The organism is Pantoea pleuroti, from assembly GCF_014156615.1.
GTDB lineage: Bacteria > Pseudomonadota > Gammaproteobacteria > Enterobacterales > Enterobacteriaceae > Pantoea > Pantoea agglomerans.
In genome coordinates this window covers 527,523-543,496 of record NZ_SBFD01000002.1, presented here as the reverse complement: position 1 = coordinate 543,496, position 15,974 = coordinate 527,523, and the positions used below count along the sequence as shown (strand labels likewise).

At 55.3% G+C, this 15,974-nt stretch carries 16 protein-coding genes; 1 reads left to right on the top strand and 15 read right to left on the bottom strand.

What is annotated here, in order from left to right; all coding sequences use genetic code 11:
- Positions 1 to 2: 2 nt before the first annotated feature.
- The 6 genes from rlmH to leuS form a co-directional block, all read right to left on the bottom strand.
- Entirely contained in the window at positions 3 to 473 is a 471-nt protein-coding gene (gene rlmH / locus EPG66_RS06550; RefSeq protein ID WP_064704644.1) for a 23S rRNA (pseudouridine(1915)-N(3))-methyltransferase RlmH, read from the bottom strand.
- Positions 474 to 476: 3 nt separating this feature from the next.
- Entirely contained in the window at positions 477 to 794 is a 318-nt protein-coding gene (gene rsfS / locus EPG66_RS06545; RefSeq protein WP_010258968.1) for a ribosome silencing factor, read from the bottom strand.
- A gap of 92 nt (positions 795 to 886) precedes the next feature.
- A complete protein-coding gene (nadD, locus tag EPG66_RS06540) occupies positions 887 to 1,531 on the bottom strand; it encodes a nicotinate-nucleotide adenylyltransferase (RefSeq protein WP_022626055.1) in 645 nt (214 codons plus the stop codon).
- Positions 1,524 to 2,555 carry a DNA polymerase III subunit delta gene (gene holA, locus EPG66_RS06535; RefSeq protein ID WP_010258966.1) on the bottom strand — a complete coding sequence of 344 codons (1,032 nt, stop codon included), beginning with the start codon at positions 2,553 to 2,555 and terminating at the stop codon, positions 1,524 to 1,526. The genes nadD and holA overlap by 8 nt, the downstream gene beginning before the upstream one ends.
- The gene (lptE, locus tag EPG66_RS06530; RefSeq protein ID WP_031592230.1) at positions 2,552 to 3,151 is read right to left on the bottom strand and encodes an LPS assembly lipoprotein LptE; all 600 of its coding nucleotides are present in this window, start codon (positions 3,149 to 3,151) and stop codon (positions 2,552 to 2,554) included. The genes holA and lptE overlap by 4 nt, the downstream gene beginning before the upstream one ends.
- Positions 3,152 to 3,165: 14 nt before the next feature.
- Entirely contained in the window at positions 3,166 to 5,748 is a 2,583-nt protein-coding gene (leuS, locus tag EPG66_RS06525; RefSeq protein WP_182686272.1) for a leucine--tRNA ligase, read from the bottom strand.
- Between the two features lie 222 nt (positions 5,749 to 5,970).
- Between leuS and EPG66_RS06520 the strand changes: the two genes are divergently transcribed.
- A complete protein-coding gene (locus EPG66_RS06520) occupies positions 5,971 to 6,453 on the top strand; it encodes a zinc ribbon-containing protein (RefSeq protein ID WP_010258963.1) in 483 nt (160 codons plus the stop codon).
- 58 nt (positions 6,454 to 6,511) lie between these two features.
- Here the strand turns inward: EPG66_RS06520 and EPG66_RS06515 are convergent, their stop codons facing one another.
- The 9 genes from EPG66_RS06515 to miaB form a co-directional block, all read right to left on the bottom strand.
- Positions 6,512 to 7,237, bottom strand: a complete 726-nt coding sequence (locus tag EPG66_RS06515) for an amino acid ABC transporter ATP-binding protein (RefSeq protein ID WP_010258962.1) — start codon at positions 7,235 to 7,237, stop codon at positions 6,512 to 6,514.
- Positions 7,238 to 7,915 carry a glutamate/aspartate ABC transporter permease GltK gene (gltK, locus tag EPG66_RS06510; RefSeq protein WP_010258961.1) on the bottom strand — a complete coding sequence of 226 codons (678 nt, stop codon included), beginning with the start codon at positions 7,913 to 7,915 and terminating at the stop codon, positions 7,238 to 7,240.
- Positions 7,915 to 8,655, bottom strand: a complete 741-nt coding sequence (locus tag EPG66_RS06505; RefSeq protein ID WP_010258960.1) for an amino acid ABC transporter permease — start codon at positions 8,653 to 8,655, stop codon at positions 7,915 to 7,917. The genes gltK and EPG66_RS06505 overlap by 1 nt, the downstream gene beginning before the upstream one ends.
- 280 nt (positions 8,656 to 8,935) lie before the next feature.
- The gene (locus tag EPG66_RS06500) at positions 8,936 to 9,832 is read right to left on the bottom strand and encodes an amino acid ABC transporter substrate-binding protein (RefSeq protein ID WP_010258958.1); all 897 of its coding nucleotides are present in this window, start codon (positions 9,830 to 9,832) and stop codon (positions 8,936 to 8,938) included.
- 440 nt (positions 9,833 to 10,272) lie between these two features.
- A complete protein-coding gene (gene lnt, locus EPG66_RS06495; RefSeq protein ID WP_137227815.1) occupies positions 10,273 to 11,796 on the bottom strand; it encodes an apolipoprotein N-acyltransferase in 1,524 nt (507 codons plus the stop codon).
- A 4-nt stretch (positions 11,797 to 11,800) separates the two neighbouring features.
- The gene (gene corC / locus EPG66_RS06490) at positions 11,801 to 12,682 is read right to left on the bottom strand and encodes a CNNM family magnesium/cobalt transport protein CorC (RefSeq protein WP_031592226.1); all 882 of its coding nucleotides are present in this window, start codon (positions 12,680 to 12,682) and stop codon (positions 11,801 to 11,803) included.
- 82 nt (positions 12,683 to 12,764) lie between these two features.
- The gene (gene ybeY / locus EPG66_RS06485) at positions 12,765 to 13,238 is read right to left on the bottom strand and encodes an rRNA maturation RNase YbeY (RefSeq protein WP_033785461.1); all 474 of its coding nucleotides are present in this window, start codon (positions 13,236 to 13,238) and stop codon (positions 12,765 to 12,767) included.
- Positions 13,235 to 14,296 (bottom strand): PhoH family protein, encoded by a 1,062-nt coding sequence (locus EPG66_RS06480; RefSeq protein ID WP_010258952.1) that lies wholly within the window; start codon positions 14,294 to 14,296, stop codon positions 13,235 to 13,237. The genes ybeY and EPG66_RS06480 overlap by 4 nt, the downstream gene beginning before the upstream one ends.
- Before the next feature lie 209 nt (positions 14,297 to 14,505).
- Positions 14,506 to 15,930 (bottom strand): tRNA (N6-isopentenyl adenosine(37)-C2)-methylthiotransferase MiaB, encoded by a 1,425-nt coding sequence (gene miaB, locus EPG66_RS06475; protein WP_064704648.1) that lies wholly within the window; start codon positions 15,928 to 15,930, stop codon positions 14,506 to 14,508.
- Between the last annotated feature and the right edge of the window lie 44 nt (positions 15,931 to 15,974).

Genomic DNA, 15,974 nt, shown 5'->3' with positions numbered 1-15,974 from the left:
GGTCATTCACGATGATAAGGATGATTTGTCGTTATGCTCCAGGCCCGATACAGACTTTCGGCTACCAGCACGCGCACCAGCGGATGGGGCAACGTCAATGCTGACAGTGACCAGCTCTGCTCTGCCGCCGCTTTGCAGGCGGGGGCCAGGCCTTCAGGCCCGCCAATCAGCAGGCTGACATCGCGACCATCCAGCTTCCAGCGTTCAAGCTGCTGCGCCAGCTGCGGGGTTTCCCACGGATGACCAGGAATATCCAGCGTGACGATGCGATTGCCTTTGCCGACCGCCGCTAACATCGCGTCACCCTCTTTTTCAAGGATGCGTTTGATATCAGCATTTTTACCGCGTTTACCTGCGGTTACTTCGGTCAGCTCAAGCGGCATATCTTTCGGGAAGCGGCGCAGATATTCCATAAAACCGGTCTGCACCCAGTCAGGCATTTTCGTGCCGACGGCAACAAGTTGCAGTTTCACCGATTAGCCCCAGAGTTTTTCCAGCTCATACAGCTGGCGACTCTCTTCCTGCATCACATGCACGATGACATCACCCAGATCGACCACGACCCAGTCTGCCGCGCTTTTACCTTCAATGCCCAGTGGCATCAGGCCTGCTAAACGCGACTCCTGCTCTACGTGTTCTGCGATCGAAGTCACATGACGCGTGGAGGTGCCGGTGCAGATGATCATGAAATCGGTGATGCTGGATTTGCCCTGAACGTCGATGGTGACAATGTCCTGGCCTTTGAGATCATCAATCTTATCAATAACGAACTCTTGGAGTGCTTTACCTTGCAAAAGGTTCCCCTTGGAATCTGGTGGTAACGAGCCGGCTGTAAGCCCGGAGAGTGCAGCCAAAAAATTAAGCGGCGTAGTATAGCATGCCCGGATCAGTCGCGATATAAGCCTTCGCGGTCGATATAATCGATAACCGCAGCGGGCAACAGATCGTCGCAGGGCTGATTCTGGTGGCGACGGCGGCGAATTTCCGTGGCCGAAATGTCATAGAGAGGAGTGTCCGCCAGCCAGATATGGCCTGCGGGCTGCTGATGCAACTGCCGGATATCCTGAGCGAGGTGTTGCTCAAGCCAGCGCTGCATGTCAGGCGAGTCGAACCGGGTCGGATAGCCGGGTCGCTGGCATACCAGCAGATGGCAGAGTGACAGCAGATCCTGCCAGCGATGCCATTTTGATAAGCTCAGCAATGAATCCTGACCAATAATAAATCCCAGCGGCTGCTCTGCACCGCGCTCGGTTCGCCAGGCTTCCAGGGTGGTCACGGTCCAGGACGGCGTGTCGCGTTCCAGTTCGCGCGTATCAATCTCAAACAGCGGCAGGTCGCGGATAGCGCAGCGCAGCATAGCAACCCGCTGGGCAGCGCTGGCTTCCGGTTGCGGACGATGCGGCGGCACATTGTTGGGCAGCAGCGTTACACGCTGCAGGCCGGTCTGTTGCGCCAGCGCTTCGACCGGGCGCAGATGGCCAAAATGAATCGGATCAAAGGTGCCGCCAAACAGCGCGTGTAACTCAGACATGGGCAAAGCTCGTCGGAAAAGCACGACTGCTGAGCAGCAGCGTCAGGGTCTGCAACTGCGGCCACACCGGCTGTCCATAATCCTGCTTCAGGGTGATCTCAATCTGGCTCAGCAGATGAATGGCGCGTTGCAGACGCGTGGCATCCAGCCGTTGCAGCGCGTCGGTAAACAGCGCACGACGGTTCTGCCAGATACGCTGCTGATCCATCAGCGTACGCAGCGGCTGCGCTGTCTGGTGGCGTTGCAGATGCAGCAGCGTCAGCAGATCGCGCTGCAGCGTACGCAGCAGTATCACCACTTCGCTCTCTTCTTTCTCCAGCTGATGCAGAATATGCAGTGCGCGGCGGCTTTTTCCCGCCAGCAGGGCATCCACCCAGTGAAAGGGAGTAAAGTGCGCGGCATCACTGACCGCCTCTTCAACCCGGGGCAGTGTCAGCTTGCCGTCGGGCCACTGCAGCGAGAGCCGCTCCAGCGCCTGCGCCAGCGCCAGCAGATTGCCTTCATAGCAGTAACACAACAGCTGCACGGCCGCGTCATCTACCGATAATTTCAGTGCCTTAGCGCGATTAACGACCCAGCGTGGCAGTTGCGCCTGTTCGGGCGTCTGACAGGGCACCAATACCGCAGAGGCGGACAACGCTTTAAACCACGCGCTGTTTTCCTGCGCTTTGGTCAGCTTCGCCATTCGGCAGATCAGCAGAATATCGGCGTGCAGCAACTGCGACAGCTTAACCAGCTGTTCTGCCATCGCGGCGTTAGGGCCATTATCGGGGAATTGCAGCGTCATGGTCTGACGCTGAGCAAACAGGCTCAGTGACTGGCAACTGACGAACAGGCTCTCCCAGTCAGTCTGTGCATCCAGCGTAAAACTAAAATGTTCTTCGAATCCCTGCGCGGTTGCGGCGACGCGAATCGCATCTGAACTTTCCTGCAGCAGCAGCGGTTCGTTACCGGCTAACAAATAACAGGCGCGCAGCCCCTCACGGAGCTGCGCGCTGAGTTGCTCAGGATAAATCCTGATCATTGCAGGCTGGTAGCAGAGGAAGTGGGCGCTTCCTGTGAACCCTGACCCGGCACCGGAATCACTGACGCCGGTAAGGTCTCTTTGCTGTTGATCTGCGCGGCGTGTACCGTCAGCAGTTTACGTACCAGCTGTTCAGCAGCACGCTGACGCATCTCCTGCGTAATCAGATCCTGCTCGGCATCTTTTGCCAGCGCAGCGTTCGGGTTATCGAAGAACGACCGATAAACCGTGGTGCTGATAGGATAGATACCTTTGCCTGGCAACAGCACCTGCGCAGTGAGGGTCATCACCAGCTGATACTCGGCAGTAGTACCGCTGATAAAGACCGACGCGGTATTACGACCCGAGGCTTCCGGACCCAGACGCAGCGTCGGAATATCGGTGCGATTCTGTTTGCTGTCTTCAACAATTTTGACATCGTTGATACGCAGCTGCTGACGCACAGTACGCGCCAGCGGCCCATAAGGATCGCCGGTTGAAACAATCAGGGTTTTCAGTTCGCTGGGCACCTGAGTGGTGCCGCGCGGATGAAAACCACAGCCAGCGGTGATCACCACCGCCAGCATGACAAACAGCCTGATAATCGGATGTCGCACAGTTCCTCCTGAACTTAACCTACGACCAGGTTAAGCAGTTTGCCCGGTACATAAATGACTTTACGGATAGTCACGCCGTCCAGATACTTCGCTACCAGATGCTCCTGCGCAGCGCGTGCCTGAACCTGTTCCTGTGTTGCATCGGCTGGCACGGTGATTTTACCACGCACTTTACCGTTAACCTGAACCACTACCAGTAGCGAATCTTCAACCATAGCGGCTTCATCAGCAACCGGCCAGCTCGCTTCATCGATAGTGCCTTCGCCACCCAGCGTCTGCCACAGAACATAGCAGGCGTGCGGGGTAAACGGATAGAGCAGACGAACGATGGCCAGCAGCGCTTCCTGCATCAGGGCGCGATCCTGCTCGCTTTCCTGCGGGGCGCGTGCCAGTTTGTTCATCAGCTCCATGATTGCCGCAATGGCGGTGTTGAAAGTCTGACGACGGCCAATATCATCCGCCACTTTGGCGATGGTTTTGTGCAGATCGCGACGCAGCGATTTCTGTTCGTCATTCAGGCTCTCCACATTGAGTGCTACGGTCGCACCTTTCTGTGTGTGCTCGAAGACCAGCTTCCAGACGCGTTTCAGGAAGCGGTTCGCCCCTTCAACGCCCGACTCCTGCCACTCCAGCGTCATCTCCGCCGGTGAAGCAAACATCATAAACAGACGCACGGTATCCGCGCCGTAACGCTCAACCATCAGCTGTGGGTCGATGCCGTTGTTTTTCGACTTCGACATTTTGCTCATGCCCGCGTAGATCACTTCACGGCCCTGCGTGTCTGTGGCTTTAACAATGCGGCCTTTCTCATCCCGCTCAACCTCAACGTCAACCGGTGAAACCCAGTTGCGCTCGCCGTTGGCACCGAGGGAGTAGAAGGCGTCAGCCAGCACCATGCCCTGGCACAGCAGACGTTTGGCTGGCTCATTAGAGTTCACCAGGCCCGCGTCACGCAGCAGCTTGTGGAAGAAGCGGAAATACATCAGGTGCATGATGGCGTGTTCAATACCGCCTACATACTGATCGACCGGCAGCCAGTAGTTTGCCGCTGCCGGATCCAGCATGCCTTCCTTGTAGCTGGCGCAGGTATAACGCGCGTAGTACCAGGAAGACTCCATAAAGGTGTCAAAGGTGTCGGTTTCACGCAGAGCAGGCTGGCCGTTTACCGTGGTTTTAGCCCACTCCGGATCTGCTTTGATTGGGCTGGTAATGCCATCCATCACCACATCTTCCGGCAGGATCACCGGCAGCTGGTCTTCTGGTGCAGGCATGACGGTGCCGTCTTCCAGCGTCACCATCGGGATAGGGGCACCCCAGTAGCGCTGACGGGATACACCCCAGTCGCGCAGGCGGTAGTTCACTTTACGCACGCCCACGCCTTTTGCCGCCAGCAAATCTGCAATGGCGTTAAAACCGGTGGCGTGATCCATGCCGTTAAACTCACCTGAGTTGAACAGCGCACCTTTGTCAGTCATCGCCGCGGCGCTGACGTCAGGAATGGAACCATCCAGATTCAGGATGACCGGTTTAATCGGCAGATCGTATTTAGTGGCAAACTCCCAGTCGCGCTGATCGTGCGCCGGAACCGCCATCACGGCGCCGGTGCCATATTCCATCAGTACAAAGTTGGCAACCCAGACCGGGATAAGCTCGCCGGTCAGCGGATGAACAACAGACAGGCCTGTCGCCATGCCTTTCTTCTCCATGGTCGCCATATCGGCTTCGGCCACTTTGGTATTGCGGCATTCAGCGATAAAGTCAGCCAGCGCCGGATTATTGACCGACGCCTGGGTAGCCAGCGGATGGCCTGCGGCAACAGCAACATAGGTTGCGCCGATAAAGGTATCCGGGCGGGTGGTGTAGACGGTGATCTTCTCTTCGCTGTCAGCCACATCGAAGGTTATTTCGACACCTTCAGAGCGGCCAATCCAGTTACGCTGCATGGTTTTGACCTGCTCAGGCCACTCTTCCAGCGTATCCAGATCGTTCAGCAGCTCTTCCGCATAATCGGTGATTTTGATAAACCACTGCGGGATCTCTTTACGCTCAACTTTGGTGTCACAGCGCCAGCAGCAGCCATCGATCACCTGCTCGTTCGCCAGCACCGTCTGATCGTTCGGGCACCAGTTCACGGCAGAGGTCTTTTTATAGACCAGGCCTTTTTCATACAGTTTGGTAAAGAACCACTGTTCCCAGCGATAGTATTCTGGCTGGCATGTTGCCAGTTCACGACTCCAGTCATAGCCAAAGCCCAGCAGTTTGAGCTGGTTTTTCATGTAGGCGATATTGTCGTAAGTCCACGGGGCCGGTGCAGTGTTGTTTTTCACCGCAGCGCCTTCCGCAGGCAGGCCGAAAGCATCCCAGCCAATCGGCTGTAGTACGTTTTTGCCGAGCATACGCTGATAACGCGCGATTACGTCGCCGATGGTGTAGTTACGAACGTGGCCCATGTGCAGGCGGCCAGAAGGATAGGGCAACATGGAGAGGCAATAGTATTTCTCTTTACCTTCCTGCTCAGTCACTTTAAACGTTTCGTTTTCATCCCAGTGCTGCTGCACACGGGATTCAATTTCTTCCGGGCGGTATTGCTCTTGCATGGCTGCCTGTGGTCCTTTATGAAAAACATTTTTCTGGCTCTAAGATCCGCATAGCATACCCATAAGGCCGCGTATCAACAACACTTCCCACTTTTGCCGGCACGATTTCTGCCGAAAGCGTCAGAGCCTTCACCCTTTTGTAATTCACTGTACAGACGACACGGCAAAAGCAACATTACGACTAAACTTAGTTCAGCGAGGGTCTGCATAAAGGAGAACAAAATGAATAAAGTGGCTCAGGAATATCGCGAGTCGTTAGCCGTATTGACCGAACGTCTCCGTCAGGGCGATCGTAACCTTGATGAGCTGATTGCCGGGCGACGAAGCCAGTTGCTGGTGCGCGATGATATGACGGAACAGGAGATTGACCAGGCGCTCAGCTCAGTGCGCCGTGATCTGGGCGAGTTTGCACGCAGCTACACCGATGTGGAAGAACCGCTGGCGGACTCGCTGTTTATGCGCATCATCCGTGAGAGCGTCTGGAAAGAGCTGGCGGATATCACCGATAAAAGTCAGCTGGAGTGGCGTGAGGTCTTCCAGGATCTGCATCATCACGGGGTTTATCAGAGCGGGGAAGTGGTGGGGCTGGGCAATCTGGTCTGTGAGAAGTGCCAGTTCACCCGGGCAATCTACACGCCTGAAACGCTGTCACGTTGTCCGGAATGCGGCAACGACCAGTTTCAGCGTCAGCCTTTTGAACCCTGATAGTGCGGCGTAGCTAAATGAAGCGGGCCACTCAGAGTGACCCGCCTGTTCGTCAGGTTTAGTGCAGAATTTTTGCGAGGAAATCTTTAGCGCGCTCAGACTGTGGGTTATTAAAGAAGTCATCTTTGTTGGTGTCTTCGATAATTTTCCCTTCATCCATAAAGATCACGCGATTGGCGACCTTACGGGCGAAGCCCATCTCATGGGTCACCACCATCATCGTCATCCCTTCCTGTGCCAGTTCAACCATCACATCCAGCACTTCGTTGATCATTTCCGGATCCAGCGCGGAGGTGGGTTCATCAAACAGCATCGCGATGGGGTCCATGCAGAGCGCACGCGCAATGGCCACGCGCTGCTGCTGACCACCCGAGAGCTGGCCGGGAAACTTCTCAGCATGGGCGGAGAGACCCACACGCTTCAGCAGCTTCAGCCCTTTATCGCGGGCTGCCGCTTTGTCGCGTTTCAGCACTTTCACCTGCGCCAGAACCAGGTTGTTGATAATGCTCAGATGCGGAAACAGCTCGAAGTGCTGGAACACCATCCCGACCTGGCTGCGAAGCTGCGCAAGATTAGTCTTTTTGTTATTCACCTCGGTGCCGTTCACCGCAATCACGCCCTGCTGAATCGGCTCAAGGCCGTTCACCGTTTTGATCAGGGTCGATTTACCGGAGCCGGACGGGCCGCACACCACCACCACTTCACCGGTTTTGACGTCGGTTGAGCAGTCGGTCAGCACCTGAAAGTGACCATACCACTTAGAAACATTTTTCAGGCTAATCATTTAAACCGTCCTTTTTCTTTTTAGATAGCTGACCAACAGCGATGCGCTCAGGCTGATAACGAAGTAGACCAGACCTGCAAACAGAACCATTTCAACCTGGGTGCCATCACGCTCACCAATGGTGGACGCGGTACGAAAGAAGTCCGCCAGGCTTAAGACATAAACCAGCGAGGTATCCTGGAACAGCACGATACCCTGCGTCAGTAACAGCGGAACCATGGCGCGGAACGCCTGCGGCAGAATGATCAGTCGCATTGCCTGCCACTGCGTCATGCCCAGCGCCAGAGCCGCACTGCCTTGTCCACGCGAGATACTGATGATGCCGGCGCGAATAATTTCAGAGTAGTACGCCGCTTCGAACAGCGAAAAGGCGACCATGGCCGAAATCAGTCGGATATCCGTTTTGGGCGACAGGCCCAGCACCTGCTGCAGAAAACTCGGCACCACCAGATAGAACCACAGCAGCACCATGACCAGTGGCACCGAGCGGAACAGGTTGACGTAAATTTTAGCGAACCAGCTGATGGGCTTAAACGTCGACAGACGCATCACCGCCAGCAGAGTGCCCCACAGGATGCCGAAGACCACGGCGGTAATCGTGATTTTAAAGGTGATCACTAAGCCATTAAGCAGATAGGGCAGGCTGGGTGTAATCGAACTCCAGTCAAACTCGTACATTACTTGCCTCCCGCATTGCCTGGCAGCCGGACTTTGCGCTCGACCAGACTCATCAACAACATAATCACCAGGTTAATCGCAACGTAGGCCAGCGTAATAGCGGTAAAGGATTCATAGGCGTGGGCAGAATAGTCGAGCAGTTTGCCCGCCTGCGCCGCCATATCGACCAGACCTATGGTGGAGGCGATAGCGGAGTTCTTCACCAGGTTGAGCATTTCCGAAGTCATCGGCGGCACAATCACGCGATACGCATTCGGCAGCAGCACATAGCGATAGGTCTGCGGCAGGGTTAATCCCATCGCCAGACCGGCATTCTTCTGTCCACTCGGCAGTGACTGAATCGCTGCGCGCACCTGCTCGCAGACGCGGGCGGCGGTAAACAGGCCAAGACAGATCATCGAGGAGAGGAAGAACTGAATGTTGGGATCCAGCTCAGACTTAAACCACATGCCAAGCTTTTCGCCCACCAGCTCGGGCGCCACCAGATACCAGAAGAAGAACTGGACGATCAGTGGGATGTTGCGAAACAGTTCGACATAGCAGGTGCCAATGGTCGACAGCAGGCGATTAGGCACGGTGCGCAGAATGCCGAAAAATGAACCCACGCAGAAAGCGATAATCCAGGCGCAGCAGGAGACGGCAATCGTCACCTGAAAACCGGACCACAGCCAGCCGAGGTAGGTCGTGTTACCGAACGGGGCCTGTTCGAGGAATATGCCCCAGTTCCAATCGATACCCATAACGAGCTCCGGAAAAAAAGGGTAGCTAAGCTACCCTGAAGATTGATGAACGGCGTTTTATTTCCTGACTCAGGGGAACGACCCGTGTCAGTCTGTCTGTCCATGCCGCGGTTTCAGCAATCGAGAGGGCAGCCAGGCCGCCCTTGTTATACCCGTCGTCTTTCAGGCTGCATTTTTGTTGGCTACGTTCACTCACCCGAATCACTTACCGGAGTAAGCTCATGGGGAGTCATTCTCCTGCCGCCTCAATACAATCTGAAATCCATTGGGTATTTTGTTGTTAATTCAGTGCTTTATCATTTGGCGTTTTGAACAGCGCTTTCATGTCATCAGACAGCTCAAAGTTCATGTTCAGATTCTTTGGTGGAATCGGCTGTTTGAACCAGGTGTCGAACCATTTTTCTGCCTGGCCAGAGGTCTGGGCTTTGGCAATGGTTTCATCCACCAGCGCTTTGAACTGCGGATCATCTTTACGCAGCATGCAGCCATAGGCTTCTTTTGACTGTGGCGTGCCCAGGATTTCCCAGTTGTCCGGCTTTTTGGCTTTGGCGCGTTCGCCTGCCAGCAGGGCATCATCCATCATAAAGGCCACGGCTCGACCGGTTTCCAGCGTACGGAAGGAGTCACCGTGATCTTTTGCGCTGATGATGCGCAGATCCAGTTTCTGTTCGTCGTTGAGTTTGTGCAGCAGCACTTCAGAGGTGGTACCTGAGGTCACCACTACGGTTTTGCCTTTCAGGTCAGCGAAATCTTTGATCGGGCCATCTTTCTTCACCAGCAGACGGGTGCCGATAACAAAAATAGTGTCTGAGAAGGCGGCCTGTTTCTGGCGCTCAAGATTGTTAGTAGTCGAGCCACACTCATAATCGTAGGTGCCGTTTTGCAGCAGCGGAATACGGTTTTGTGAGGTGATCGGGATCATTTTGACCTGCAGATCAGGCTTGTTCAGTTTTGCTTTAATCGCTTCAACGATGGCATTTGAATAAGCCTGTGAGTAGCCGACGACTTTTTGCTGGTTGTCATAATAAGAAAAGGGAACTGATGATTCGCGATGCCCGACCACAATGACGCCATTGTCATTGATCTTCTTCAGGGTGCCGCTGAGATCTTCCGCCTGGGCCGCTCCCGCCGCTGCGCTGATCAGCAGAAGAGATAATGCCACTTTGCGTAGTTGCATGTTCCAACTCCTTCGTATGAAAAAGGCACAGGATATAACCTGCGCTGATTATGATGTTGTGTCTGTTTTCTGCTGCGTTTCTGCTCATTCTGCGGTTTAAACGGGCGCAGAAGAGTCATTAACATAGCGGATTGTTAACGCAATGAAACAAAAAAGTTTCTTTTTTGCGAGGTGATACGCACCAAAAAAAGGCAATTTTTTCACCCTGCGCGTTAATGGTGCAGCAGCGTCAATTGTTTTGGTGCAACCCGCCCGGCATCAGCGCCTGCAATCAGCTTGTTTGCGAAAAGCAGTGAAACATTTTGCAATCATCGTGCCAGAAAGAGGTAATGGGTTAGAAAGACAGCAGAGTGTGCGGCGTGGGGAGTGAAAAAAACCGTAGAGTTACCATGAAAAAGGCGAAGCACGTGCTTCGCCTTCAGTGAGCACAGGTGGGGATGTTATCGACGCCGACGCAGCAGGGCTATCACCGCCGCCAGCAGCGTCAGTGACCATACTGGCCAGATGCCAGCCCTCGCATACGGGGTTTCTCCCTGCGTTGGCGTAACCTTGCTGGTCAGCACATCGCGGGTAAACTGCGGCAGCATGGCTTCCACATCACCACTGGCATTGACCACCGCCGTCACACCATTATTGGTGCTGCGCAACAGCGGACGTCCCAGTTCCAGCGCACGCATCCTCGCCATCTGGAAGTGCTGCCATGGGCCGATAGAGTGACCAAACCAGGCATCGTTCGAAACGGTGAGCAGGAAGTTGGTGTCGGGATGGAAGTTGGCCCGCACCTGTTCTCCCAGCACGATCTCATAACAGATGGCGCTGGTCAGGTTATAGCCCGCTACGCTGAGTTGCGGCTGGAGGTAGTTGCCACGACTGAATGCCGACATCGGCAGATCGAAGAACGGGGCCAGCGGACGCAGCAGATCGGCCAGCGGCACAAACTCGCCAAACGGCACCAGGTGATTTTTCTGGTAACGATTGCCGCTGAAGTAGTTGTACGGCGCTTTGCCGCCCAGCACGATCACGGTGTTGTAATCGTGATAACGGTTCTGCTCCAGCCGGGAGTCCACAATGCCGGTGATCAGCGAACTGCCGCGCTCACGCAGTTCGTCATCCAGCGAACGCAGGAACGGCTGCTGATTACTCTCCAGATCGGTAATTGCCGATTCAGGCCAGATAATAATCGGCGCTTTGCCCATCAGCGGCTGACTCAGACCGTTGTAAATGCGCAGGGTAGTGAGCAGCTGCTGCGGATCCCACTTCATCGATTGCGGAATGTTCCCCTGGACCAGCGCCACCTCGACGGCCCGCTCGGGCATCGGCTGAACCCACTGGATGTAGCGCAACGGCCATGGCAATGCCAGCAGCAGCAGCGCCGCCACCAGACTTCTGACGTTGCGCTGTTGCAGGGCATGAGCCAGCAGGCCAGCCACCACCATCAGCAGGAAGGTCAGCGTCTCTACGCCGGCCAGCGGGGCCAGGCCTTTTAACGGGCCATCGATCTGGCTGTAACCAAACTGCAGCCACGGAAAGCCGGTCAGCACCCAGCCGCGCAGGAACTCGGTCATCTGCCACAATGCCGGTGCCGCCAGCGCCAGGCGCCACAGCGTCGTTCGCGGCCAGATGCGATTCAGTACGCCGGCAAACAGCGCCGGGTAGATCGCCAGATAAGCCGCCAGCAGCGCTACGATAAAAACATTGACCGGGCCAGGCATGCCGCCAAAGGTGGCGACACTGACATAAACCCAGTTGATGCCACTGCCGAACAGACCTAATCCCCAGACAAAACCGATCGCGCTGGCCTGCGGGCTGGAGCGGTTAAGAGTCAGCAGCTGTAAGCCGCACAGCGAGAGCAGCGCGGCGGGCCAGAAATCATAAGGAGAGAAGGAGAGGGTGCCAAGTGCACCCGTTATTAAAGCCAGCAGCAGGCGAACCCGCTGACGCGGGTAGAGTGAGGCTAAAGCCATAGACTTATTCGTTTTCCAGTTGAGGTTGTGGCGAATTTTCCGGAATAGTCACGTGAACCTGGATAATGCGGCGGCTGTCAGCCATCGCCACCTTGAACTGGTACCCCTCAATCTCGATGCTTTCACCGCGAGCGGGCAGATGACCGAAGCCCTGCATCACCAGACCACCGATGGTGTCGACTTCATCGTCGCTGAACTGGGTGCCAAACACCTCGTTGAAATCTTCAATGGCAGTCAGTGCGCGCACCGTAAAGGTGTGACGGTTGAGCTGACGGATATCACGATCTTCTTCATCGTCATACTCATCTTCAATTTCACCGACGATCAGCTCCAGGATGTCTTCAATGGTCACCAGACCGGAGACACCGCCAAACTCATCAATGACGATCGCCATGTGGTAACGCTGGGAGCGGAACTCTTTCAGCATCCGGTCGACACGCTTACTTTCAGGCACAACCACCGCAGGACGCAGCACTTTCTCAATGCTGAAAGGCTCAGATTCGCTGCTCATAAACGGCAGCAGATCTTTCGCCATCAGAATCCCTTCCACATGATCTTTATCTTCGCTGATCACCGGGAAACGAGAATGGGCGGATTCGATGATGACATCCAGACACTCTTCGAGGCTCTGATTACGTTTCAGGGTGATCATTTGCGAGCGCGGGATCATGATGTCACGCACGCGCTGCTCCGCAATATCCAGTACCCCTTCGAGCATGTCGCGGGTGTCCTGGTCAATCAGCTCTTTGTTATTCGAGTCGCGGATCAGCTCCAGTAGCTCATCACGGCTTTTTGGTTCACCGTGAAAGAGTTGGTTGATCAACAGGGAGAAAAATCCCTTTTTACTACTGGGTGCATCGCTGTTTTGAGAATGGTCGTCGCTCATGGCGGTTTTTAAAGATCTCTCTGGTGAGGAATGGGTGCTGTCAGTAGTCTGTACTGACAGCAGGATTGACTGAATTCAGGATTCAGGCATCTTCTTTCTCCGAAATGTACGGATCAGGATACCCAAGAGCAAGCATTATCTCGGTCTCCAGCCCTTCCATCTCGTCCGCTTCGTCGTCTTCAATATGGTCGTAACCCAGCAGATGCAGCGTGCCGTGTACCACCATATGTGCCCAGTGGGCTTCAACGCTTTTACCCTGTTCAGCGGCTTCCTGCTCAACGACCTGGCGGCAGATGATCAGATCGCCCAGCAGCGGCAGCTCAATGCCCGGCGGCGCTTCAAACGGGAAAGAGAGGACGTTGGTCGGCTTGTCTTTGCCGCGATAAGTCAGATTAAGCTCATGACTCTCCGCTTCATCAACCAGACGCACCGTAACTTCGCTTTCCGGCTGAAAAGGGGTGACAGCCGCTGACAGCCAGCGATGAAACTGGCTTTCATCAGGCAGGTCAGCGGTGTTGTCACAGGCGACCTGCAGGTCGAGAATCACCTCGCTCATTTGCTCTCCTGCGTGGCGCTCTGTGCAGCCAGTGCTTCACGTTTACGCTCTTCGGCCTGCTGGTCACGACGGGTCTGATCGGCCGCTTCCCAGGCTTCATAGGCGGTAACAATGCGGGCAACTACCGGATGGCGCACCACATCTTCGCTGTGGAAGAAGTTGAAGCTGATCTCTTCAACGTCCGCCAGCACCTCAATGGCATGACGCAGGCCTGACTTGACGTGACGCGGCAGGTCAATCTGGGTAACGTCGCCGGTAATCACCGCTTTAGAGTTAAAGCCGATACGCGTCAGGAACATCTTCATCTGTTCGATGGTGGTGTTCTGGCTCTCATCAAGAATGATGAATGCATCGTTCAGGGTACGACCGCGCATGTAGGCCAGCGGGGCGACTTCAATGACGTTGCGCTCCATCAGCTTTTCCACCCGCTCGAAGCCGAGCATTTCGAACAGCGCATCGTAGAGCGGACGCAGATAAGGGTCGACTTTCTGGCTCAGATCGCCTGGCAGAAAGCCGAGCTTTTCACCCGCTTCGACGGCTGGGCGGGTCAGCATGATGCGGCGAATCTCCTGACGCTCCAGCGCATCGACTGCTGCGGCTACCGCCAGATAGGTTTTACCGGTACCGGCCGGGCCGACACCAAAGGTGATATCGTGGTCGAGCACATTAGCGATGTACTGGGCCTGGTTTGGGGTGCGCGGCTTGATCACACCGCGCTTGGTCTTGATATTGACCGCTTTACCGTACTCCGGCACGCTCTCAGCGGTTTGCTCCAGTACCCGGCTCTCTTTGATCGCCAGGTGAATCTGATCAGGCTCGATATCCGGGATGTCGCCACGCACAGGCGCGGTATCAACATAGAGGGTTTTCAGAATATCTGCTGCGGCATTGACGCAAAGTGGACGTCCTGACAGCTTAAAAACGTTGTCGCGACGATTGATCTCAATGCCCAGACGACGCTCAAGCTGTTTTACATTATCGTCGAAAGGCCCACACAGGCTCATCAGACGACGGTTATCAGCCGGTTCAAGGGCGATTTCACGAGTTTCGATATTCAAACGAATCCTTTGGGTCACTCAGGGCCAGTTATGGGATGTGTCTGACGCACCGTTAAGCTTAACCGGATGCACCATAACGAAATTATTTATGCCGTAACGCCTGGGCGCAAGCTTATGGAGTGATATTTGGGCGACACTTTCAGAAAGCAAGTGGTGCAAAGTGAAATTGGCGGCAACGCGATGCGCGCTGCCGCACAGTAAAGCGGGCATCACGGCTGGAACAGACTCACGCCGATTTCATTTTCTTTACGGGTACGGGCGATCACGGACGCCGGACTTTCCGCCATGCGCAGCCCCATCTCTTCTTCAGTACGCACCAGTTTGCCGCGCAGCGAGTTGGTGTAGACATCGACAATCTCAACATCCACAAAGCGGCCGATCATTTCAGGCGAGCCTTCGAAATTCACCACGCGGTTATTTTCGGTGCGGCCAGAGACTTCCATCACGTTCTTGCGGGAGATGCCTTCCACCAGAATACGCTGCACTGTGCCCACCATGCGGCGACTGATCGCCTGCGCCTGCTGGTTAATGCGGTCCTGCAGGATCCACAGACGCTGCTTCTTCTCCTCTTCGCTCACATCATCCGGCAGGTCAGCGGCGGGCGTGCCGGGACGGGCAGAGTAGATAAAGCTGAAGCTGACGTCGAAATTGATCTCGGCGATAAGCTTCATGGTCTGCTCGAAATCCTGCTGAGTTTCACCGGGGAAACCAATGATGAAGTCAGAGCTGATCTCAATATCCGGGCGCGCCGCGCGCAGCTTGCGGATAATCGCCTTATATTCCAGCGCGGTATGAGCACGCTTCATCAGCGTCAGAATACGGTCTGATCCACTCTGAACCGGCAGGTGGAGGAAGCTCACCAGTTCCGGCGTATCGCGGTAGACCTCGATGATGTCATCGGTGAACTCAATCGGGTGGCTGGTGGTGAAGCGAATGCGGTCGATACCGTCGATGGCGGCGACCAGGCGCAGCAGCTCAGCGAAGGTACAGATTTCACCATCAAAGGTGGCACCACGATAGGCGTTGACGTTCTGGCCAAGCAGGTTAACTTCACGCACGCCCTGCGCCGCCAGCTGAGCGATCTCCAGCAGAATATCATCGCTGGGACGGCTCACTTCCTCGCCACGGGTGTAAGGCACCACGCAGAAAGTACAATATTTGTTGCAGCCTTCCATGATGGAGACAAAGGCAGTCGGGCCCTCTGCGCGCGGTTCTGGCAGGCGATCAAATTTCTCGATTTCCGGGAAGCTGATGTCGACCACCGGGCTTTTGGTGCCGCGCACGGTGTTGATCATCTCCGGCAGGCGGTGAAGTGTCTGCGGACCAAAAACGATATCCACGCAGGGCGCACGCTGGCGGATATGATCCCCTTCCTGCGACGCCACGCAGCCACCTACGCCGATAATCACATCCGGGTTGCGCTCTTTGAGTTTTCTCCAGCGTCCCAGCAGGTGGAATACCTTCTCCTGCGCTTTCTCGCGAATAGAACAGGTGTTAAGCAGCAGAATATCCGCCTCTTCAGGAACCTCGGTCAGCGTATAGCCGTGCGTACTGTTCAGCAGATCAGACATCTTGGATGAATCATACTCATTCATCTGACATCCCCAGGTTTTGATATGCAGTTTTTTTGTCATCGCGCTAACCATTGATTCAGTGCAGTGAAGTGCGGGGCGCGTAT